Here is a 21110-nt window from a genome sequence, read left to right on the forward strand (position 1 = left end):
TCCGTGTCTTATATGAATTTGTTCATCAACGGGATGAATCGAATCGGGCTGGTCATTAGTCGTCGGCAGTAACTCATGCACGACATTCGGGTAGACATAGATACCGTAAAAGCAGGCTGCCGAGTCAATAGGCCAATTCAGGAGGTCGAAGCACATGAATTCAATACCGGATCATTTGGCGCATGAGTTGTCCATTTTGTTTGTCGGCTATAATCCGAGCTTGAAGTCGGGCGAGACGGGGCATCATTATGCCAATCCCCGCAATCGCTTCTGGCATATCATCCATCGGGCCGAACTGACGCCGCGGCTGTATCGGGCAGAAGAGGACGGGGATTTACTGGAGCTGGGCTATGGCTTCACAAATATAGTAGCGCGGCCGACCCGTACGGCGGCAGAGATTACGGCAGAGGAATATGCGCAGGGTCGGGACGAGCTGCGGCACAAGATTGAGAGGTACAAGCCGAAGACGGTCTGCTTCGTCGGGAAAGGGGTATATGAAGCATATAGCGGCAGGAGGGACGTAAGCTGGGGATACCAGCGCGAACCGGTCGTACCCGGCGTGCGTGAATTCGTTGCTCCCTCCTCAAGCGGATTAGTCCGTATGAAGATCGACGAAATCGTCGATATTTTTAAGCAGATCTGTTCCACACAGTGAAATGGGAGCTTGACTGCCTTTCGTTCCTAGCCCTGAGGAGGAGCATTGGCGAGCATTATTGCAAGCACCCCTATTTGCAAGCGTTGTCACGGTGAATGTGCAAAGCTGAGAAGGTCACAGTGTTTCTCGCTCCGTTTTCCATACGATTCCGGTTTCTTTATACTTATACAAGAGTGTAATTGTTTCGGATAGATGACTAACGAGCGAGGAGTGACTTTCACTTGAGTAACGAAAATGTGTTAGACCGTCGGAACGAGATGCTGAGACGAAACATCCAGCAATATCTTGCCCAAGACAATCAATACGGCCTAAGCGCGCAGGAGCAGCATTTCCTGCAGCACATGATCAAAGAGCTGCATCAGAACATGCATGAGATGAATGCAAGCCATAAATAGGACGGATATCGAAAGCGCCTGCCCGCAGCAGACGCTTTTTATTTATGGATTTGTTGAACCGAAACCTCCAATTTATACCTTGAAATTACAAAGCCATTGACTAATACGACCTTAGTTCCACTCTCCCCACGGTTCAGAAACACTTCACCACAAGCTCTTCCGCAAGGTGATGTCCTGATTGAAGGGGAGAACGTGTATAAGAGTAGAGTGGATGACATCGTCTCAGGTTTGATGTTCTGTCTGAAAGGGAAAGTGAGCCAAAGGGTGAAGTCGTCTGTACTACCATTGTCAGGTCCTCTGTCGGATTACCATTATTTCTGGCGCAAATCGAAGAAAAGGACAACAAGCCGATGATGTGACTGATGCGAAGTACTAATTTCGGGATAAAGGAAGTAAATTGGAAGTAGAATCGACCAACGAGCCTTGGATTTTCATCCGACGGCTCATGTGCTGCTAAAGGGGAGAAACGTACAGTCTGAAATCGGAGGAGGATGAATCAGATGAGGGTGTACGTCAAAGAGTTTTTTACGTTTTTCGACATCATGCTCACACTCGCGGCAGGGCTCGTCTGTCTTGGCTTTACGATACCGCACCTGGCGCGGGGGGCGACATGGCTTGCTATCGTTGCCGGCATGATTGCTTACGCGCTCAGCGAATACGCTATTCACCGCTACCTTTTTCATTTGAAGCCGCCGCGCAACACATTTCTCAGGAACATGCTAAGACGTCTCCATTACGATCACCACGTCCATCCGAATAACTTGAAGCTGCTTTTTTTGCCGGTTTGGTACAGCTTTCCCCTCATCGCCGTCGCTGGCGCCATCGCCATTGCTGTTACGGGTGACTGGAGCTTAACGCTTGCGGCCGTCACTGGGGTCATTGCCTATCTGCTCTATTATGAATGGGTTCATTTTCGCGCTCATCGTCCCATTCAGCCGCTTACTCCATGGGGGCGTTTTATGAAGAAGATGCATTTGTGGCATCACTTCAAAAGCGAGCATTTTTGGTTCGGCGTCACTAATCCGGTCATGGACAAAGTGTTGGGTACGTACAAAGACGAGAAAACGGTGGTGCGCAGCGAGACGGTGCGAGATTTGGAGAAGGGCGGGGAAATCGGCGGAAGAAGTGGCCAAATTGATCCCAAATAAAGTAAGCACTTATTTGCAAGAGTAGGCCGGGTAGATTCATATTGAACCAGCGTCCACAGCGGCTAATGGGCGTTTATTCCTATCTATCTTTCATATCCACCTCACAAATCAACCGTTCGGTTGATTTGTGTTGTTTCCCTTTCCGGTACGATGGGTTCAGGAGGGGATTATCCATGACACCGATGTTGGAAATGAATCATGTATCCAAGTTATATGGCGAGCATCATGCGCTGAAGGACCTTTCCTTTCAAGTGCATGAAGGCGAAATCTTATGTTTCCTTGGACCGAACGGAGCGGGCAAGAGCACGGCTATTCACATTTTGTCCACGGTGCTGAGCTACAATGAAGGCCGCATTTCGTTCCGTGGAACGAGAGTAGAGGAGCAGTTGTCCCATTATAAACGCAAGCTAGGTATCGTGCCGCAGGATTTAGCGATCTATGAGGACGTCACGGCAGAGGGTAATGTCACGTTCTTCGCTTCGCTGTATGGGCTGCGGGGCGACATGCTGCGGGAGCGGGTTGCGGAAGCCCTCCAGTTCGTCGGATTGTATGACCGGCGTGGCGATAAGCCGCGCACTTTTTCGGGAGGAATGAAGCGGCGGCTCAATATGGCATGCGCCATTGCCCACCGTCCGGAAATATTGATTATGGATGAACCGACCGTAGGCATCGATCCACATTCGCGCAATCATATTCTGGAATCGATTCGGGAGCTGAGGGATCAGGGCAGCACCATTCTCTATACGACCCACTATATGGAGGAAGTAGAGGAAATCTCGACCCGTATTCTTATAATCGATCAAGGAGAGGTCATCGCTTCCGGTACGAAGGAAGAACTGAAGGAACTGCTGGGGGACGAAAAGTGGATTGAGGTCGAGCTGGAAGACGCAAGCGAGCTGTCCGAAGAACGGCTGTTTCGCGTCGATGGCGTGAAGCAAGTGGAGAAGCATGACAATCTGCTGCGCATCGCTACGGTTAAAGGGATCGAGAACACGGACAAATTAATGGCCTTTTTCGTCAACCATGGCATCAAAGTAAAGCACTTCACAAGTTTGGCGGCAAGCCTGGAGGCCGTATTTCTACAGCTCACCGGTCGCAAGCTGCGGGATTAGGAGGGAGAACGATGGCTCAATTTGTTCAATCGACCCGCGGGTTCGGCATGTTGTGGAAGCGGGACTTTATGAATTTGCTCACCAGCCCTGTGATGCTGCTCACCAATACGTTGTTCCCGCTGCTGCTCATTCTCATCCTCGGTTATCTGACGCGCGGACAATATGGCGACACGGTCACTTCGTACGATTATTACGGTATTACGTTGCTAGTCTTTCATGCGCTGAATGTATCTATGACAGCATCCAACAGCTTTATGGAACGGAAGCTGAGAGCAAGTAATATGCGAGTGCTGTATTCCCCGATTCGAACATCGTGGGTGTATTTATCCAAAATATTAGCGACCTTTGTATTTACCACCCTGTGCATGGGGATGCTTGCGGTGCTGCTCGTTGTCTTATTTGGCGTTTATTTTGGAGGAAAAGATGCGGTTTACGTATTCGTCGCGCTGGCGCTTTTTCACTTATTTTCGGCTGCATTTGGCGTCTGGTTCTGCTGCTTGTGGAAGAGTGAAGAATTAGCGAACAAAATATTAAATGTCGTTAATAATGTGCTTGCCTTGATGGGGGGACTCTTCTTCTCCTGGGACAGCTTGGGCAGGACGGCGGAAACGTTATCGTACTTCTCGCCGGTCAAATGGGTGGTGGATGGGCTGTTCCGCATCGTGTATGACGGAAGCCTGTGGAGCTTCATACCGCTGGTCAGCGGGTTGTTGATCGGAACTGCACTGCTCCTGCTGGGCTGCAAATGGACGTTTCGAACGGAGGAGATGGTATGAATGCATTCGGATGCTTAATGCGGTTGAATATGCAGAGAATGGCTAGCCGCAAAGCCTATTTGCTTGTCACGTATGTCATGATTGTATTAGCGATCGCAGGGGCCGTTCTGCTGGCCAACTACGGCGGGATGAAGGTGAAGCTGGCTGTCGTCGGGGCGCTTGACCGTCTGTCGGGCCTGGAGCGGTTTCAAGTGGAGAGTGTGAACGACGCGCCGCCTGTATCCTCGCTCGTCCGTCAGAAATATGACGGCATTATCACGGTGCAAGTTGATGGCGCATTCGAGGTGTTGACGATCAAGGGGGAGAAGCTGGAAGCCGAGATCCGGGAGGTCTTGGCTGGTGGTACGATACCGGATGAGCCGCAACGCGGCATTGGGACGACGATGATGGGCTTTCTGCTCATGATCCTGCTGCTGCAAGGCGTCATGTTTCTTACGCTATTCGGCGAGGATCGCGAGAGCGGGACGCTGCGGCGGACGGCTTTGTCTCCGGCTGGCTTGAAGGCTTACCTTGGCGCGCAATGTCTCGTTGCCTTCCTCATGCTCTATGTGCCGACGGTTGTCATTATATGTGCCGCACGGCTCGGATTTGGCTTGGAGCTAGGTTATTCCCTGCCCGCCATAGCTATGCTGCTTATCGTCCCTGTTCTGCTTGCCGTGGGCTTCGCTTTATTCGTGATGGCAGCGTGCCGAAGCAGCGACAATGCGGTCATGACCGGCGGAGCGCTCACCGTGCTCACCTGCCTGCTGTCCGGCACGGTATATGCGGTGACGAATGAGCAGACATGGTGGAAGTACATCACACAGTGGCTTCCGCAGACACAGTGGATGAGCGTGGTGGGGAAGCTGGAACAAGGACTTGCGATCAGCCAATGGATCGGTCCGCTGTCATACGTGCTCGCATGGGTTGCTGCGTTCATGATCGCGGGCTGGGCCGTCTGTGCGCGCCGGTATCGGGCAGGGCACTATTAACGCGTGCTCAAAAAGGACTTGAACAAGAGGTTAATGGATAAAAAAGCTTCTCTGTTCATGCCAAGCACCGTATGATAGAAGACAGAAGCGCTGAATGGGAGCCAGAGTGATCCCAGATTGCCAAGGCAGAGTTAGGAGTGGAACGTGTGAAGCTGATAGCGACCCGATTGAAGCCGCCCGCGCCCCGCGCCAATTACGTGATGCGAAGCAGGTTGACGTATAAGCTGCAGCAGATGGCCGAATGCAAAGCCGTCGTCGTTCAGGGTGCCGCCGGAAGCGGCAAGACGACGCTCGTAACATCGTTCCTGGCGGAGCATCCGCAGCAACATGTGCGCTGGATCTCGCTGGAGCCGGAACACAACGATGTGTATACATTCTGGTATTACATGCTGGAAGCGATGCGGGCAGACTTGGGCGAGGAGTGGGAAATGCTGTCGGAACGACTGGAAGCGATGCCGCAGCAGCATGATCTTCACAATATGTTGGTTATCATTGTAAATAGGCTTCAAGCAGTAACGGATTTAACCTTGATTTTGGACGATTTTCATGTCATTCACGAACCGGATATTACGGATACGCTGTCCTTCTTCATGAAGCATACGCCTGATTCGGTTCGATTAATCTTGCTTACCCGGACGACGCCCCCGCTCTACTTCGGAGAGTGGATGATGTCAGGGAAGTATATGGATATTCGCGAAGAAGAGCTGCGGTTTACGCCGGAAGAGTCGGCGGACTTCCTTGAGCATACGCTTGGCGTGCGGCTCGCTCCCGATATCGAGCGCCGGCTGATCGAGCGCGCGGAAGGCTGGGTTGGCGGCATGCAGCTCATGACGCTGGCTCTGCATCGGAAGCGAAATGTGCCCTCCGCCGAGTTGCCGGAGCTGAATCCGTACATGCTCGAGTACTGGTCCAATGAAATATTGAATTCATTATCGGAAGAAGAGAGGGAGTTCCTGATCGCGACCTCCATCCTCGGTTACTTCAATGAGTCTATATGCAGGCTTGTGCTGCATAAGTCTGAGGCGCGTACTCTTCTCAGCAAGCTGCTCGATCATCACTTATTCATTATCACGATTGATGAGCAGGAGGGAATATACCGCTACCATCACTTGTTCGGCACCTATTTGCAGACGAAGTTCTCCGAATGGGAAGAACCGAGGCAGCGGGAGCTGCATATGCGGGCAGCTGACATATTCGAGCAATGGGATGACGTGGAGGAGAGCATCAAGCATCGGTTGTGCATCTCCGACTATGAAGGGGCGATGCGGCTGTTGAAGCAGTGGGGAGCGAATGTCCGCGGCTGGGCTTATTTGCGTCAAATCCCCGTTCCTGCGTTGACCGATAGCTTTGATTTATTATTTCAACGGCTGTTTTTGCATTTCTGCAATATGGAGTTCGAGTTATGCGCGCAGATGATGAATCAGATGCGGGAGAACGGGCGCAGCGACATGCTGGATCGCCTTACGTTCATTTACCGCTTCTTCTTGGAGGATGAAGCGGTGGAGGAAGGGCTGACCTCCGCATCGCTCATGGAGAGCTTCGATCTGGCGGAGATAAGCGAAGGTACGCGTACAATCATCGATATTACAGGCGCCATTATGTTTATGATGAGGGACCAGTATGCGGAAGCGCTGAATGGTCTTGAACGTGTACTGCGGTCGGAGGTGCAGACGAGTAATCCGTATATTCGTTATTTTGCTCTTATCCTCAAGGGGCAGTTGAAGGAATTGCTTGGCGAATTAAGGGAGTGCGAGCAAGTATATGCGTCTCTATTTGCCTTATTGCAGAGCGCTCCTTATTTATCGGCGATTAGCATGAACAGTTATATCGGGGTCGCGGGCATCTACCTGAAGACGATGCGCCTGAACGAAGCGGAACAGATGCTGAACGAAGCGCGGAAGCAGTCAGAGCGTTCGTATGTGTCTATGGAACGGGGCTACTTAATCAACGTGATTGAACTTCATTTGCTGCGGGGCGAGAAGCGGGAGGCATCCGAACGGTTGGCGGAGCTGTGCGCTTACGATTATTATCAGCAGCCATCCACGATCGCTTCGCTTTTGAAGTTCCAGCGTCTAGTCGGAGCTGTCGATGCCCAACTGGTGGATCGTTTTCTTTCCCATATGAATGAACGCGCGAGTGAAGGCAGCTATATGCGTTATGAAGACAAGCTCGTCTATGCCCGGCTGCTTGCTGACCAAGAACGATGGGAACAAGCATTGCAATTGACAGACGATGTGTTAGAACGAACGCGCAAGCATAAGGTGAAGGTGCTGTTGACTGAGGCCTTGCTATTAAAGCTCGAGCTGCTGGACGAAGCTCCGGCGGAGCGGAACAGTCAACAGGCACGCGAGCGGGAAAGGCTGTACCTGATGAGGGAAGCTGTGCATTACAGCTACGTCAATCACTATTTTTACCCGTTTGTGCTGACAGCTGCATTCCCCCATGTTCGCAAGCTGCTGGATACGTTAGGCAACGACTTGAATGCGGCGGAGAGAGCATTTCTGCTGGAGCTGATCTCTTATATGCAGCCACCGCGTGAAGAGCGCAAGCTGCTGAGCGATCGAGAGCTGGAAGTGCTGCAGGTGATGGCGGGCGGTGCGTCGAACAAGCAGATCGGTGAAGTGTTATGTATTTCGTTAGCGACCGTAAAGACGCATGTGCTGAACATTTACGGCAAGCTGGATGTATCCAAACGGATCGAAGCAGTAGAAAAGGCGCGCCAGCTCGGCTTACTCATTGATGAGGGCCACATGGACCTCATCAATTGAACTCGATCGTCAATTATGCTAGAATGCTCCTCATTCAAGGATAGCGCCGACGAAACAAGGGGTGACTCATTTGGAAGATACTTATTTGGATTCTATCGAGGTGCTCCTGTCTCAGGTTGTACGGGCATATAACTACCAAATGATGAGGATGGTCCAAGATGCCGGGATCCATCCGGGGCAAATGCCGCTGCTTCTACTGCTGCACGAGCAGGATGGCCGCAGTCAGAAGGAACTTGTCGATAAGATGAAGGTGAAGCCGGCGACCATTACGGTCATGCTGAACCGGATGGAGAAGTCCGGACTCATTGAACGGCGAGCGGATAGCGTAGACATGCGCGTATCACGCGTGTATTTGCTGCCACAGGGAACAGCCGTTATCGGCCATGTCGAGCAGGTGGTGCATCAGATTGAGGAGCAGTGCTTTGCAGGCTTCCGTGAGGAAGAAAAAGTGCTGCTGAGGCGCTTCCTTCAGCACATGCATCACAATCTGAGCACAGCAGGAATATCAAATGGGTAAGACGCGAATAAACGGCAATCCATACAGGCTGTTCCCTTAGTGGGAGCAGCCTGTCAAGATCTCTGCCGAACTGCCGTGTCTTCGCTTGCCATCAAGGATTATTCAGGAATGGAGTAGCTTCTATCCTCTTTGTCCAATGCTTGAACGGATGCATTCGGATAGCTCTGTTCGATGAACCTGCACACCTCGATGAATATTTTAGGCTTTCCCGTCAAAAACCGCTCTTCATCAGCGTGCTGTTCCCGTATAAGCAACTCGCATATCACTCTTGCACTCCGCACACCGCCCGCGATATATGCCTGGATCGGAGCATGAAGCGACGCCGGCAATCCAGATGATGCAGCTGACGGCTTCGGTGCCATCGGTTCTTCCTGCCATGTGAACAGGTCCAACAACATATCCTCATTGGAGGATGGTTCCTGCACAGGAGGGGTGTAATTATCGATCCATACTTTACGGGCTGGAGGCTGTTGTCGCAGGCGTTTCACCTGCCGGTCTAATAAAGGCAGACCTAGCTTCAAATGGGACATCACATCTTCTGGCAAGCCCTCTATGTCCAGCATCTCCGGATTGGGCTGCCAGTCGCTCTTCCTTTTAATGAGCATTTCGTCCAATTCATAGTCAATCGCATCGAACCCTTTCTTGATAGCGGATACCATCGAAGCATCGATGCCAAGGTGTTCTTTTAAATGTTCAATGCCGAATTTCTTGACTTCACCGGTCTTTTTGTGCTCGACCTGGTGCTGGTAACGAAGGGAGCGGCCACATTCACAACGAAGCTCGGGAGAGACTGATCCTGCGTCAATATATCCCGTGTACACCCATTCGTCTAGTAAAGCTTCAATGTCTTCAGGATCAGCGTTCTCTGGAATATGGAAGCCCTTTTCCTTGGCCATCGCATTGGCAAACACCGTTCGCCGAGAGCGAACCAATTGTTTTGACAGAAAATCACGCTGTTGTTCATTCAGTTCGGATAGAATGGAATCCCGTTCCTCGACAGTTAAAATCAAGCTTTATCCCCCCTTAATGCGCAGCTTGATCCATTCCGTGCGCTTTTCTTTGCAGCAGCAGTGCCACTTATAACGTTTTCCTATCAGACAAGTCCTTAAGAAAAGGTTACCACGCTTCGTGCTAAGCTGCCATTCCATCTTGAGGGAGAAGCTATTGTTGGTGGTCGCGGAGCATCCATTCCAAGGAGACAAATACATGCTGCAGGAAGTCTCTGTCTCCGCTGGCGTGAGCCAGAAACAGTCCGCCTTCCCACAGCGATATAATAAGCGCTGCGGTCTGCTTGACAGGAAGAGCAGTGTGAAGCTCGTTCTTGCTCTTGCCTTCTATAAGAAGCTGTTCTATGGTGAGCGTTTGCTGGTGGACGAAATGTCGGATTTTATCCCGCACGGGTTCGCATTCTCTTGAGGTCTGGGCATGTAAGGTGAGAAAAGGGCAACCCGCTTGGCAATTTCGTTGCAATGATTCGTATGATAACATGCGGAGAATGAATTCGATTCGAGCAATAACCGGAACATGATGTTGGGACATGATGGAGGTGATGCCTTCATGATAGTGGCTTATGAGCTGGTCTAGAACAGATAACAGGATATCCTCCTTATTTTTAAAATGATAATAAATGTTAGCCTTCGATACCCGGCTTGCGGTTACGATATCTTCAATGCTCGTCTGTTGATAACCAGCTGTCAAAAAAAGCTGTGAGGCGATCTGCAAAACGACTTCTCGATTGGACGTTTTTCGAACTCTATATCTACTATTTCTTTTCATAATCGTAATGTAAGATTTTTCATGCATCGTGTCAATATGACTGGTCCTCCTCCTAGTACACATTTCACTCTACAGATGTAGATAAGACTAGACTTAAGTCCGAAGTGCCGGTTTTATTGATTGTCTTATACTGGAATGTGTCGAGTTAAAAGAAATTTACGTTTATATGTGCATATGATTTAAAATGAGGAAGGGGAGCTTGTTCATGAAGCGGTTTGGCTATCTGACCGTTAGCTGTGCACTCTTGCTTATTGCAGCAGGTTTAATTATGGGGATCAAGCAAGTGCAAGAGATACGGTTTGCGCAAACGGAAACGAATGAATTCGTGCCTCCTGTGGCAGACTCGCAGGATAACTTTCGTGTGGAATCCAAGCACGGCATCATTGAGTCGGATTCAGATGGAGGCTTCCGGATTGAATCGCCGGAAGGAAGTATTTATACGAATGAGGATGGGAGCCTGCACATTGAATCCTCCGAGGGCTCGATCCATATTGGCGGGGGCGTTGCAATTCGCATCGGAGGCAACGAATAACTATAACCGAAAGCCATGTACCGTTAGCGGGCACTTTGTCGTTATGTCGAAGGTCCGCAGCCTGGGCATGGCTTTTTTTCGTGTGTGGGAACGTATAGCTTCGTGACCGCAACCATGTATAATAATAGGCAGATAGAGTCACCTATATTACCAATGAAACCTACGGGAGGCATCATGAAACCAATCGTTGACGTGGCAGCACAGCTAGGAATTGCACAGGAACAGCTTGAGCTTTACGGCAAGTACAAGGCCAAGCTAGGACGTGAAGTGTGGGACGATATCGCCCTCCGTCCGGATGGCAAGCTAATTCTGGTAACGGCCATGAATCCGACGCCGGCCGGGGAAGGGAAAACATTGACCACGATCGGGCTGACGCAAGGCCTGAATCGTATCGGGCGGCGAGCGGCAGCCGCTCTGCGGGAGCCGTCTCTTGGGCCTTGCATGGGCATGAAGGGTGGCGCGACCGGAAGCGGCAGTGCGCAGATTGTTCCGGCAGAGGATATCAATCTTCACTTTACCGGCGATATTCATGCGATTACCTCGGCGCATAATTTGCTTGCGGCATTGCTGGATAATCATCTTCATCAAGGCAATGCACTGCGTATCAACCCGTCGCGCATGATGTGGAAGCGTGCTGTGGATATGAATGACCGCGCTTTGCGCAACATTGTCATCGGCATCGGCGAGGGCAACGGAGTGGTGCGCGAGGACGGATTTATGATTTCAACCGCTTCGGAAGTGATGGCGATTCTGTGCCTTGCGGAAGATATGAACGATCTGCGAGAACGGCTGGGTAAAATAGTGATTGCGTATAACGATAGCGGCGAGCCGGTATCCGCATCCGATTTGCAGGCGGTCGATGCCATGTGCGCGCTCTTGAAGGACGCCATTCATCCGAATCTCGTGCAGACTATCGAGGGCGATCCGGTGCTTGTGCATGGCGGTCCATTTGCCAATATCGCACATGGCTGCAGCAGCGTGCGCGCGACGAGATACGCGCTGAAGCTGGCGGATTACGTGGTGACTGAAGCGGGATTCGGAGCCGATCTTGGCGCTGAGAAATTCATGGACATCAAATGCCGCCAGACGGGCCTTTTCCCGTCGGTGATTGTAATTGTTGCGACGGTCCGGGCGATGAAGTTCAACGGCGGCGTTCCGAAGCAGGAGCTTGCGCATGAGCAGGTCGAGGCGGTGCGTGCCGGATTCTGCAACGTGAAGCGGCATATTGAGAATATGCGCCAGTTCGGCGCGCCGGTGCTGGTGGCTGTGAACCGGTTCGCTACGGACACAGAAGCGGAGCTGGAGGCGGTGATGTCCTTATGCCGGGATGCGGGTACGGAAGCCGTCATCTCGGAAGCGTGGGATAAGGGCGGCGAAGGCTGCCGGGCGCTTGCGGAGCGGGTGGCAGAGCTGGCGGACCAATCGGAGGCGAAGGAGAACTTCCGTCTTCTCTATCCGGACAACATGACGATCGAAGACAAAATCGCCACAATCGTAACACGCATCTACCGCGGGTCTGAGGTGAAATACCGCCCGGCAGCGAAGCGGGCCCTTCAGGAGCTCGCGCGCCGCGGAGCAGGGAATGTGCCTGTCTGCATGGCGAAGACGCCGTATTCGTTCACGGATCGGCCGAGCTTGCTCGGTGCGCCAGAAGGATTTGCGATCGAAGTTCAGGATATTCGTTGGTCGAGGGGGGCGGGCTTCGCTGTCGTGCATACGGGTCAAGTGATGACCATGCCGGGCATGCCGAAGGCCCCTGCGGCGGAGCGGATTAAGCTTGACGGGCAGGATCGTATCGTCGGGCTTCTGTAGTGCTTGAAGCGTTCCTAAACGTCCGAAGTATGGAATGATTCGGGCGGGAAGCGGAGAACGGAGGAGCGGAGGAACGGGTGAACTTGCTGAAGGTGTAACGCTGCTTGCTGCTAGCTCCAAACGTGATTACAGATTGAGGACTTGGTTTCTTATAATCAGGTCCTCGTTTTCATTTTACCTCTAAGTGAGAAAAAGCGGCATTTCCGCTCTTAGTGATTCAGTTGGAGGCGGGAGAATCAGTGAAGGCTGAATCGGGCGCAATGGTGTCGATGACCCTAGCCGTGCGCGAGATGCTTAAGCTGGTGAACGATAAGAAAGAGGATGTCCCGGTAGTCAGGATTGATGACGAAGGGACGTCCTCCTTTTTATTTATTGCGGGACTGCGGAATAAATGCGCTTTTCACCTTCAATAGCTTGGATGGGCGCAATGTTCTGCGTAAATTCAAGTGTTCCCATATAACGGCCGTCCGCATCGCGTACAGCAAAATAACGGATGAGCACGTACTTGTCTTTCATTCGAATCCAGAAATCTTCCACATCCTTCGCTCCAGATTTGAAATCGACCAATAGCTGATTCACGACATGCACGCTTTGCGGCGGATGGCAGTTCTGTACGGTGCGGCCGATGACGGACTTGGTGCGGGTAAAGATGCGCTCTTTGCCGTGAGAATAGTAGCGAACGACATCATGTTCATCAATGAATGTAATATCTACGGGCAGATGATTCAGCAGCAGTTCCAGTTGGGCCAAGGAAAGCACGCCGGTGTCCAAGCGGATGAACCCTTTGCTTATGGCCGTATCTTCTGCTGCGGCTGGCGCGCGTTCAGGCTTCCATACGCCGGCGGGTTCGGCGAGGCAATACCCGATATCCCCGCTTTCAGCGGCGATGCGCAGCCACTCATCTTCGGTTAACGTTTGCAGTGACATGGGGAATAATATGTTTTCTTCTTTAAATATCATTTCGCTCACTTCGTGAATGACATCCTGCAATTGTGCTGCGATGGTTCCCCTGTCCAGGCTGCCGTCCTGCGGATAGTCGATAATCGCCTGCTTCACCGTCTTCAGCGCGGCGCGTATCCGATCGTCAACGCCCCACATTACTTGTGTCGGACCGTTAATGCCGTATTTCTCAAGATACGGAAATAGCAGGTTCTCTTTGCGGCTGTAATGTTTATCTACATCCATCAGCAGATTCAGGTCCTCCAGCAGCCTTAATCTGTTCCGCTCACTGCCGTCCTGCGCGAAGCGCTCGGTATGAAGGGACAGCTTGAATTGAACGAGCTGCTCCAATTCAAGATTCTCCAGCATGAATGTGTGCACCGGATGACCGGGGTGTTCTTCTGGCTGCGTAGGACGGTGAATTTCTTGAATCGATCCCTTGAATATGGCCGTGTGAACCGAACAGAGGCGTTGCACCTCCTCGACAGGAATGCCCTCCTCGGTCATGAGAGCATGCTCCATTGCCGAGATTTCTGCCACCGTGACGTCGCCTACTGCTTTTTCGAACCGGGCTTTGACTTCCTCTACGCTTTTGCCATCATGTAGTTCCTTTATGATCTCCTTCAACAACTGCTGGCGGTGGTGGTTGGATGCTGCGCTGTCTTGCTCGCGATTATTAATCATTTCACTCATGATGAGACCGCTCCTTTCCCATAACGTGGTAGCCTTCGCGTTCGAACGTCCCGATAATGTGGTTCAGATCCTTTCCCCGGGCCTTTGCGCCTTTCGGAATGGTCATGACCCGTCCGGCGGTGTTCAAAATAATGGGGTTCGCCATCTGATCAAACCCTAATGACTGCATGATGCGTATGACGTCAGGGTCTGATGTACATAGGTCGTAAACGGATTTCGTCAAATCCAGTGTTTTGTTCATGGTAGAAGCACCTCTAATGGATTAGGGATTACACAGGTTCAGCACATCACAAGAATGAGAACTATTCTCATACCTGTAATGCTACAGTAGCATGGATAACCTATCCGACTTGTGATTGTACGCACAAAGTCAGTGACAGTGTAATGAAGGGGGAATTGAGGTGAGACGAACGTTGAGGTATGATGAGGACAAAAGCAACTTTTCGGACAGTTGGAAATCATGCAAGCAATGCTTTCAGGATGGATGTATACTCATAGGAAAAGGAGTTGAGGATATGGCGATAGCCGAGATTACCGTAATTCCGGTTGGCACGGGTTCCACGAGCCTGAGCCGCTATGTCGCTGATATGCAGCGGGCGATTGACCAAGTGGAGGGAATAACGTACGAGTTGACTGCAATGGGGACGATTATTGAAGGTCCGCTCGACCGATTGTTTGCGGCCATACAAGCCCTGCATGAGAGTCCGTTTCAAGCGGGGGCGAAGCGCGTATCAACCGTTGTTAAGATCGACGACCGCCGGGACAAAGCGTCTTCGGTTGTACAGAAGCTTGAATCGGTTAGAGAGAAGCTGAATGCTTAATGAGATGAAGCGGCGTCCCGCCTTTGCGCATGAGCGCAAAGCAACCGGGACGCCGCTTTGTTCGTTATATGGCATATTGCGTTACGGTTCGTTCTCCGTCTTGGCAGCAGGCTCGTTCAGCAGCTCAATCGTGTCTCTCGCTTCCGCGGAGATATCCGTGATGATGCCATCCACGCCGAGCGTATAGAAATGCTCTACCTGTTCGGGGTCATTCACGGTCCACACATACAGCGGTTTGCCGGCTAGCTTGGCGGAAGCCACCAATCGCGGTCTTACAAAAGCTTCCTCCACAACGAAGAAGTCCGCCTCAAAGCGGCCAAGCTGTGCAAAAGTTGCATAGATAACGTAACCCACCGTCAAATCGGGAGCCGCCGCCTTCACGTGTTGAATTAGATCGTATTCGAGACTTTGCACCACGATGTCTTTCTCCGCCTTATGGCGGCGCACCGTATCGATAAAGATGGGAACATAATTGCGCTCGTGCCCGTGCGTCTTCAATTCGATATTTAACCGAATGCGTCCCTTCGTAAATTCCAATACCTCATCCAGTGAGGAAACATAACCTTCGAATCCATCTTGGCGTAACTGAATTTTCTTCAATTCATCCAAAGTCAGGTCAAACACATTGACATTTTCCCCTGAGAGCCGTTTAAGGTTTTCGTCATGAATGACGGCAAGCTTGTGGTCCTTCGTCTGCAGAATGTCCAGCTCGATATAATCGGCTCCGGCCTCAATGGCACCCTCAAAAGCGCCGAGCGTATTTTCGACCCCAGATAAGACATCCCCGCGGTGGGCCATGATGATAAATTCATCCTTAGCCTCTCCAACATCGGTAAGCAGCGCCGATACTCCCCAGCCGACTGCGATTAATACGAGCAATCCAAATGTCGCCAGCTTCGGACGGTGGCGCTGGATAAAGTTGCGGCGCGTTTCTCTGCTTTCCCACACGGCAGCATTGAATCCATCTGTCTCGATAGCGACGGCGTCCTTGCCCGCGTATTTGACGTACAGGCGGGTAATAAGTGTAATGAATAGCGGGGTCATCACCAAGGTGAGCGCATATACACCGATACTTATTATGACGCCAAGTGCCAGAACGGCGGCTGCCGGAATGCCCGTGTCTTCAGGGAGTAGCCACAGTAACGCGATTAAGATGACGAGCAAGACAATGACGGCAAGTACAAATACGAGCACCCACTCCAACACTGCTTTTACAATCGACCATTTGCTCTTCCAAAATAAACGGCCGCTCTTCCGAACTGCGTACCAAAATCGGTTCGTATTTTCCAATACGAGAATGGGCAGCGCATAAATGCAAAGGCAGTTCAATACGAGAATAATTAGAAAAAACAGAAAGAACATGATGGTACCGAGCCCGGTCTTCAACAGTTCTCCAGTAATAAAGTTCGGGATTGTGACATTTGGCAGCAAGGACGGACCGAAGCCCACATCAAGCAGCGGGATTAAGAGCAGCAAGTAAAGCGATAGCCCGAAGACTCCGATTCGCCATAAGCTAGGCAGGCGTGACAATGCCTTCAGCAGTACGGCGCGAATACGTGCTCTTTTTCCTTGCATGCCGTAATAGGCAATGTAGATGAGCACTGCAAATTCGGTATAAATGAGCATCATCGCCACTGGCGCCATGAGGATCAGGCTGAGCAGTCCATAGCGGCTGAAGACGAAGCGGAGCAGATCATGATTGGCCGCAGCGTCGAAGCCGCCAATATCCAATACTTTGTTAAAAATAACCGAAAGTAAAGGAATAAACAGTCCGATAGTCATCAGCTTGTATACCAGTTCGAACAGTAGAAAAGGGCGGTGCGCATGCGTCCATACTTGCAGGATGTCCCGTGTAGTTTGAAAGGATAAAAATCGGGATTTCTTTTTAGGTTTGGTCATAACAGAGTTTCCTTTGAACATGATATCATTTCTTATCATTTCCATTATAAAATAGGATCTGCTTCTGACCAAATGAAATGTTGATCCTTCCAGCAGAGGTAACTCATCTTCGACATGAATTGCAACAGGAAAAGCGCCTCCCATAAGGGCAGGCGCCTCTTCATTTATTTTGAAGCTGTGGCAAAATTACAGCCTTTACACCATTATACCCAGCCACGAGCTCGCATAGCTTCGGTAACGCGCTGAAGTGAGATCATGTACGCTGCCGTACGCAAGTCAGTTTCATACTCTTTCGCCATATTACGAACTGCATCGTATGATTTCACCATATTGACCTGCAGCTTCTCGAGGACTTCCTCTTCGCTCCAGTAGTAGTTCATCAAGTTCTGCACCCATTCGAAGTAGGATACGGTCACGCCGCCTGCATTGGCCAAAATATCCGGAATAACGATGCAGCCTTTCTCGTTGAGAATGGCATCTGCTTCCGGCGTAGTCGGACCGTTCGCCGCCTCAGCGATAATGCGCGCTTGTACGCGAGGTGCATTCTCTTTCGTAATGACATTTTCAAGCGCTGCCGGAATAAGAATATCTACACCCAGCTCCAGCAATTGCTCATTGCTGATATGATATTGCACGCCGTAGTCCAGGATTGTCGCTTCATCTTTCAATTGTTCGACGCGGTTCAAGTCGAGGCCGTTCGCATCATAGATTCCGCCGCGGGAGTCGCTCACCGCAACTACGGTTGCTCCGAGGTCGGTCAACAGGCGTGCCGCAATGCGTCCAGCGTTGCCGAAGCCTTGAACCGCTACAGTTGCTTTCTCCATCGGCAGGCTGATATCTTCCAGCGCTGATTGAATGGCGTAGACACAGCCTTGAGCGGTCGCTGCATTCCGTCCTTGCGATCCGCCGATAATAATCGGCTTGCCTGTGATGACACCAGGAGAATAATGACCGCGCAACCGGCTGTAAGTATCCATCATCCAGCCCATGATTTGCGGAGTGGTGTATACGTCTGGAGCCGGGATATCACGCTCAGGTCCTACGATGTCTGCGATAGATTCCATGAAAGCGCGGCTGACGCGTTCGAGCTCACCCTTGCTCATTTGGCGCGGGTCGCAAATGACGCCGCCTTTACCGCCGCCGTATGGCAATCCCACGACACCGCATTTGAACGTCATCCACATCGAGAGTGCTTTAACTTCGTCTAACGTAACGTCAGGATGGAATCGAATGCCGCCTTTTGTCGGGCCAATCGCATCGTTATGCTGCGAACGGTATCCGTCAAAAATGCGTACCGTACCATCGTCCATCCGAACAGGAAAGCTCACTGACAAAACGCGCTTGGGCTTTTTTAACAATTCCGTTACATGTTTAGGCAATTGTAATTTTGCGGCCGCAGCGTCAATTTGCTTCTGTACGATTTCGTACGGGTTTAGCACTTCTGATTGTTCACGTTGTAAAATTTCCAAGGCTCATCACCCATCCTCTCAAGCTATATAGGAACACTTTTCAAACATTATACTGTCAACGTGCGTATTTTGAAATACATAACCTATCAAAATTCATAAAAAAGTTAAAAGATTATTTTACACAGGGTGATAAATTTTCTTACATCGAATTATTCTTTTATGGGTATAAAACCTTTTTATAGAAAAAATATGTCAATATGAAGCGCTTTCTTCGTCCTTGTCAAGAGGACAAGGAACGAATGTGAACCGTATGAAGGAAATAGTTGACGTGATACTACCCTTACAGCAGAGCGGATTGGAGCCGTTTAAGATTGTCCCCGTCGAGAGGACGATTGTTTTTTTCCGGAAAAGGGATTGTGGATAAAAAAACCATATATATTGTTATTCTGGCATCTCAATTGTGTTCCAATTCGGAATCCTATTTAAATAGGAAATCGTTCGCTTTTTCATATCTATTTGTGTGTCGGTATGGTTGCGGCGTAAGGAAAAGGGGGAACGAATTTACAAGAGAACATAATTTTCCTCATTACGTTGGTTTTATTTTCCTTATAGGCTTGGCTTAGAGTTCATTCAAGGAAGGCTGTACGTAGGCCCTGCGCATTTCTTTGCGGCGACCTCGGATGGAACCTGTGGATTTCACGATATTTACGTACTTCTCTTTCCAGCACAGAACTCGACGTTCAATTCCAAGACCACATGACTCAAGTTATCAATAACGCACCGTGATATAAAGCAGTTCATGGATTTACCGGCTGGCGCCGAGCTATATGATGTGTATCGGTTGCGCGGACGGATTCGCGAGTACGGCATTCAGCCGCTCTTTATTCGGCATCCTGAATTGATGCAGCTGATGATGATGAGGGCTCATTAACGGTTGGCTGCAAGCCGTTCGTGACTCGCACAGATTATTGATAACCATGCTGCCGCCAATAGTTCGTTATCTGCTCCTTGCGTCCACTCTCCCGCATGCTCAGGGATCGCAGTAATCGCGACATCAGAGGGTTGTCTGCCGAAACTCAGATAGGCAAATGCGTACAAGGATTGATAGTGGCAGAGATTCTGGTAGCCGGGCGTGTGCAGTGGCCGCTGCGGTAAAGCGCCACATTTATCAAATTACAGTCCATTGACAGTCCTGCTCGCAAAAAATGTAATCACGAGGTCATACAGAACGTGCACATATTCGTAGTAACTGCAATGGTTTTTTTGACTTTTTTAAAGGTGTTTCTGATTAAATGGGAGAGTGAAGCAAGAGGGGGAACGATGTAGTATTATCCATCGACTATCCATTGAGCATCCATCAACTTAATCGATTTCTCATCACGTGCTGTGGCCTTACGTAAGTCATCAATTATAAATATACGGGTGACTCGCGCCGTCTCGGAGCTGTACAGGCATTTCTTGTACGATCATTTCAAAACATGCATATATTAGGGGGAGCTGGCATGAACGGGAAATGGACAGATTCAGATGAAGATTTAATGGACGATACGCGAAATGTGCAAAGAGTACGGACTCGCATAATCGTCTGGCGTGGTGGCGTGAAGCCCGCCTGCGATGGATTGGGAGCACTCTTTCATGAACGTAAAAAGAGGCGCGGCACTTCTTAAGCGGCGATGAACGGTAAGCTCATTATCGCAGAAGCGCCGTGCCTGCATCGTTAGGAGACGTTCACCGATGAATGTCTCGGTCCGACATATTTGGCCTCCGGCCGGTAAATGACGTTGTCGCTGGCTTGCTCCAAAATATGAGCGGTCCATCCCACTGTGCGGCTGGCGGTAAATGTCGGCGTAAATAGCTCGCTCGGCATTCCGATGGCTCGCATGATGGCGGCTGCGTAGAACTCGACGTTCGTGTAGAGCCCCCGCCCCGGCTTGTATTCAGCCAGCAGCCGGACGGCGGTATCCTCCACCAGAAGGGCAAGATTCAGCCACGGATCGTGAGATTCCATCAGCGCAATGCGCTGCTTCAGCGCCTCGGCGCGCGGATCTCTCGTCCGGTAGATGCGATGCCCGAATCCCATTAAGCGGCGGCGCTGTTCCAGCTGCTCCCGCAGCCACGGCTCCACCCGTTCGGGGGTGCCTATCGCTTCCAGCATGTTGGTAACCGCGGACGGCGCTCCGCCGTGCAGCGGGCCTTTCATGGCGCCGATAGCACCGGTCAAGGCTGAGACGATATCCGACTCGGTGGATGCAATGACGCGCGCCGTGAAGGTCGAGGCGTTCAATCCGTGCTCCATCGTCAAAATCATATACGCCTCAAGCGCGTTAACGTGAACGTCCGACGGAAGCTCGCCTGTCAGCAAATATAAGTAATGGGCCGTATGATTTAACGATTCATTGGTTGGTATGCTCGTTATGAGCGGCTGTCCGTTCTGAGCTCGATACAGATTCGCGATAAGAGCAGGCATCATTGCCGTTAATGCAATGGCATGATCCGCCTGCGGTGTTCCCTCGAACGGCTTCATGCCCAGAGAGGAGACGGCTGTCCGCAGTTGACTCATCAAATCCATATCGGAAGGAATCTGCTTGAGACAATGGATGACGGGTTCAGGAAGCTGTCGATAGCGCACCCATTTTGCCTTAAAAGCCGTCAGCTCAGCCGGTGTAGGCAGAGAGCCGTACCACAACAAATAAGCAACTTCTTCGAATGAATAACGAACGGCCAGTTGCTTCGCCTCGTATCCCCGGTACAACAGAATACCTTGATCTCCATCGATAAAGCTTAACTCGGTCTCGGCAGCAATTACACCCTTTAACCCTTTGTCAACCATCATCTTCCTCCTCCACAAATTATGATTTATTATATACAATGAAATTGATTAAAGATA

General features: G+C 50.8%; 20 protein-coding genes. 13 read left to right on the forward strand and 7 right to left on the reverse strand.

The window, feature by feature from the left end; genetic code table 11:
* Positions 1-154: 154 nt before the first annotated feature.
* The 8 genes from LQV63_RS03655 (at position 155) to LQV63_RS03690 (ending at position 8342) form a co-directional block, all read left to right on the forward strand.
* Entirely contained in the window at positions 155-655 is a 501-nt protein-coding gene (locus tag LQV63_RS03655; RefSeq protein ID WP_233695684.1) for a mismatch-specific DNA-glycosylase, read from the forward strand.
* A 221-nt stretch (positions 656-876) separates the two neighbouring features.
* Positions 877-1050 (forward strand): hypothetical protein, encoded by a 174-nt coding sequence (locus LQV63_RS03660; protein WP_019420827.1) that lies wholly within the window; start codon positions 877-879, stop codon positions 1048-1050.
* Positions 1051-1550: 500 nt separating this feature from the next.
* On the forward strand, positions 1551-2198 hold the full coding sequence (locus tag LQV63_RS03665) for a sterol desaturase family protein (protein WP_233695685.1): 648 nt from the start codon (positions 1551-1553) through the stop codon (positions 2196-2198).
* Between the two features lie 173 nt (positions 2199-2371).
* Positions 2372-3310, forward strand: a complete 939-nt coding sequence (locus LQV63_RS03670; RefSeq protein ID WP_019420829.1) for an ABC transporter ATP-binding protein — start codon at positions 2372-2374, stop codon at positions 3308-3310.
* Between the two features lie 11 nt (positions 3311-3321).
* Positions 3322-4086 carry an ABC transporter permease gene (locus LQV63_RS03675; RefSeq protein WP_019420830.1) on the forward strand — a complete coding sequence of 255 codons (765 nt, stop codon included), beginning with the start codon at positions 3322-3324 and terminating at the stop codon, positions 4084-4086.
* The gene (locus LQV63_RS03680; RefSeq protein ID WP_233695686.1) at positions 4083-5057 is read left to right on the forward strand and encodes an ABC transporter permease; all 975 of its coding nucleotides are present in this window, start codon (positions 4083-4085) and stop codon (positions 5055-5057) included. Before LQV63_RS03675 ends, LQV63_RS03680 begins: the two co-directional genes overlap by 4 nt.
* Positions 5058-5203: 146 nt before the next feature.
* Positions 5204-7825, forward strand: a complete 2622-nt coding sequence (locus LQV63_RS03685) for a LuxR C-terminal-related transcriptional regulator (protein ID WP_233695687.1) — start codon at positions 5204-5206, stop codon at positions 7823-7825.
* A 61-nt stretch (positions 7826-7886) separates the two neighbouring features.
* A complete protein-coding gene (locus tag LQV63_RS03690) occupies positions 7887-8342 on the forward strand; it encodes a MarR family winged helix-turn-helix transcriptional regulator (protein ID WP_407672880.1) in 456 nt (151 codons plus the stop codon).
* A gap of 98 nt (positions 8343-8440) precedes the next feature.
* Here the strand turns inward: LQV63_RS03690 and LQV63_RS03695 are convergent, their stop codons facing one another.
* Positions 8441-9352, reverse strand: coding sequence for a DUF3895 domain-containing protein (locus LQV63_RS03695; protein ID WP_019420834.1), 912 nt, complete (start codon positions 9350-9352; stop codon positions 8441-8443).
* Between the two features lie 151 nt (positions 9353-9503).
* On the reverse strand, positions 9504-10181 hold the full coding sequence (locus tag LQV63_RS31955) for a TetR/AcrR family transcriptional regulator (RefSeq protein WP_407672881.1): 678 nt from the start codon (positions 10179-10181) through the stop codon (positions 9504-9506).
* A 142-nt stretch (positions 10182-10323) separates the two neighbouring features.
* On the opposite strand from LQV63_RS31955, the gene LQV63_RS03705 reads away from it, so the two are divergent.
* Complete coding sequence (locus LQV63_RS03705) at positions 10324-10650, forward strand: hypothetical protein (RefSeq protein ID WP_233695689.1); 327 nt, start codon at positions 10324-10326, stop codon at positions 10648-10650.
* A 174-nt stretch (positions 10651-10824) separates the two neighbouring features.
* Positions 10825-12462 (forward strand): formate--tetrahydrofolate ligase, encoded by a 1638-nt coding sequence (locus LQV63_RS03710; protein ID WP_233695690.1) that lies wholly within the window; start codon positions 10825-10827, stop codon positions 12460-12462.
* Between the two features lie 369 nt (positions 12463-12831).
* On the opposite strand, the gene LQV63_RS03715 is transcribed toward LQV63_RS03710, so the two are convergent.
* A complete protein-coding gene (locus LQV63_RS03715; protein ID WP_233695691.1) occupies positions 12832-14094 on the reverse strand; it encodes a DUF438 domain-containing protein in 1263 nt (420 codons plus the stop codon).
* On the reverse strand, positions 14087-14335 hold the full coding sequence (locus LQV63_RS03720) for a DUF1858 domain-containing protein (protein ID WP_233695692.1): 249 nt from the start codon (positions 14333-14335) through the stop codon (positions 14087-14089). Before LQV63_RS03720 ends, LQV63_RS03715 begins: the two co-directional genes overlap by 8 nt.
* 274 nt (positions 14336-14609) lie before the next feature.
* Here LQV63_RS03720 and LQV63_RS03725 point away from each other — a divergent pair, with 274 nt between their 5' ends.
* Positions 14610-14915, forward strand: coding sequence for an MTH1187 family thiamine-binding protein (locus LQV63_RS03725; protein ID WP_019420840.1), 306 nt, complete (start codon positions 14610-14612; stop codon positions 14913-14915).
* Positions 14916-14996: 81 nt separating this feature from the next.
* On the opposite strand, the gene LQV63_RS03730 is transcribed toward LQV63_RS03725, so the two are convergent.
* Both LQV63_RS03730 and LQV63_RS03735 read right to left on the reverse strand, forming a co-directional pair.
* On the reverse strand, positions 14997-16814 hold the full coding sequence (locus LQV63_RS03730; RefSeq protein WP_233695693.1) for a glycerophosphodiester phosphodiesterase: 1818 nt from the start codon (positions 16812-16814) through the stop codon (positions 14997-14999).
* Positions 16815-17017: 203 nt separating this feature from the next.
* Complete coding sequence (locus tag LQV63_RS03735; protein ID WP_267933873.1) at positions 17018-18283, reverse strand: Glu/Leu/Phe/Val family dehydrogenase; 1266 nt, start codon at positions 18281-18283, stop codon at positions 17018-17020.
* A 739-nt stretch (positions 18284-19022) separates the two neighbouring features.
* Here LQV63_RS03735 and LQV63_RS31285 point away from each other — a divergent pair.
* Together LQV63_RS31285 and LQV63_RS03740 are read left to right on the forward strand one after the other, a co-directional pair.
* Positions 19023-19154, forward strand: coding sequence for a hypothetical protein (locus LQV63_RS31285; RefSeq protein WP_267933874.1), 132 nt, complete (start codon positions 19023-19025; stop codon positions 19152-19154).
* A 571-nt stretch (positions 19155-19725) separates the two neighbouring features.
* The gene (locus tag LQV63_RS03740; protein WP_233695694.1) at positions 19726-19890 is read left to right on the forward strand and encodes a hypothetical protein; all 165 of its coding nucleotides are present in this window, start codon (positions 19726-19728) and stop codon (positions 19888-19890) included.
* A 50-nt stretch (positions 19891-19940) separates the two neighbouring features.
* On the opposite strand, the gene LQV63_RS03745 is transcribed toward LQV63_RS03740, so the two are convergent.
* A complete protein-coding gene (locus tag LQV63_RS03745; RefSeq protein ID WP_233695912.1) occupies positions 19941-21053 on the reverse strand; it encodes a citrate synthase/methylcitrate synthase in 1113 nt (370 codons plus the stop codon).
* Positions 21054-21110: the final 57 nt, after the last annotated feature.

The sequence above is a fragment of the Paenibacillus profundus genome, assembly GCF_021369635.1.
Lineage (GTDB): Bacteria > Bacillota > Bacilli > Paenibacillales > Paenibacillaceae > Paenibacillus_B > Paenibacillus_B profundus.

Bases quoted from the DNA above. Each gene is read 5' to 3' on its own strand.
- LQV63_RS03655 (WP_233695684.1), top strand. From the start codon at position 155: ATGAATTCAATACCGGATCATTTGGCGCATGAGTTGTCCATTTTGTTT.
- LQV63_RS03665 (WP_233695685.1), top strand. From the start codon at position 1,551: ATGAGGGTGTACGTCAAAGAGTTTTTTACGTTTTTCGACATCATGCTC.
- LQV63_RS03670 (WP_019420829.1), top strand. From the start codon at position 2,372: ATGACACCGATGTTGGAAATGAATCATGTATCCAAGTTATATGGCGAG.
- LQV63_RS03675 (WP_019420830.1), top strand. From the start codon at position 3,322: ATGGCTCAATTTGTTCAATCGACCCGCGGGTTCGGCATGTTGTGGAAG.
- LQV63_RS03680 (WP_233695686.1), top strand. From the start codon at position 4,083: ATGAATGCATTCGGATGCTTAATGCGGTTGAATATGCAGAGAATGGCT.
- LQV63_RS31955 (WP_407672881.1), bottom strand. From the start codon at position 10,181: ATGTGTACTAGGAGGAGGACCAGTCATATTGACACGATGCATGAAAAA.
- LQV63_RS03705 (WP_233695689.1), top strand. From the start codon at position 10,324: ATGAAGCGGTTTGGCTATCTGACCGTTAGCTGTGCACTCTTGCTTATT.
- LQV63_RS03710 (WP_233695690.1), top strand. From the start codon at position 10,825: ATGAAACCAATCGTTGACGTGGCAGCACAGCTAGGAATTGCACAGGAA.
- LQV63_RS03715 (WP_233695691.1), bottom strand. From the start codon at position 14,094: ATGAGTGAAATGATTAATAATCGCGAGCAAGACAGCGCAGCATCCAAC.
- LQV63_RS03720 (WP_233695692.1), bottom strand. From the start codon at position 14,335: ATGAACAAAACACTGGATTTGACGAAATCCGTTTACGACCTATGTACA.
- LQV63_RS03725 (WP_019420840.1), top strand. From the start codon at position 14,610: ATGGCGATAGCCGAGATTACCGTAATTCCGGTTGGCACGGGTTCCACG.
- LQV63_RS03730 (WP_233695693.1), bottom strand. From the start codon at position 16,814: ATGACCAAACCTAAAAAGAAATCCCGATTTTTATCCTTTCAAACTACA.
- LQV63_RS31285 (WP_267933874.1), top strand. From the start codon at position 19,023: ATGGATTTACCGGCTGGCGCCGAGCTATATGATGTGTATCGGTTGCGC.
- LQV63_RS03740 (WP_233695694.1), top strand. From the start codon at position 19,726: ATGAACGGGAAATGGACAGATTCAGATGAAGATTTAATGGACGATACG.
- LQV63_RS03745 (WP_233695912.1), bottom strand. From the start codon at position 21,053: ATGGTTGACAAAGGGTTAAAGGGTGTAATTGCTGCCGAGACCGAGTTA.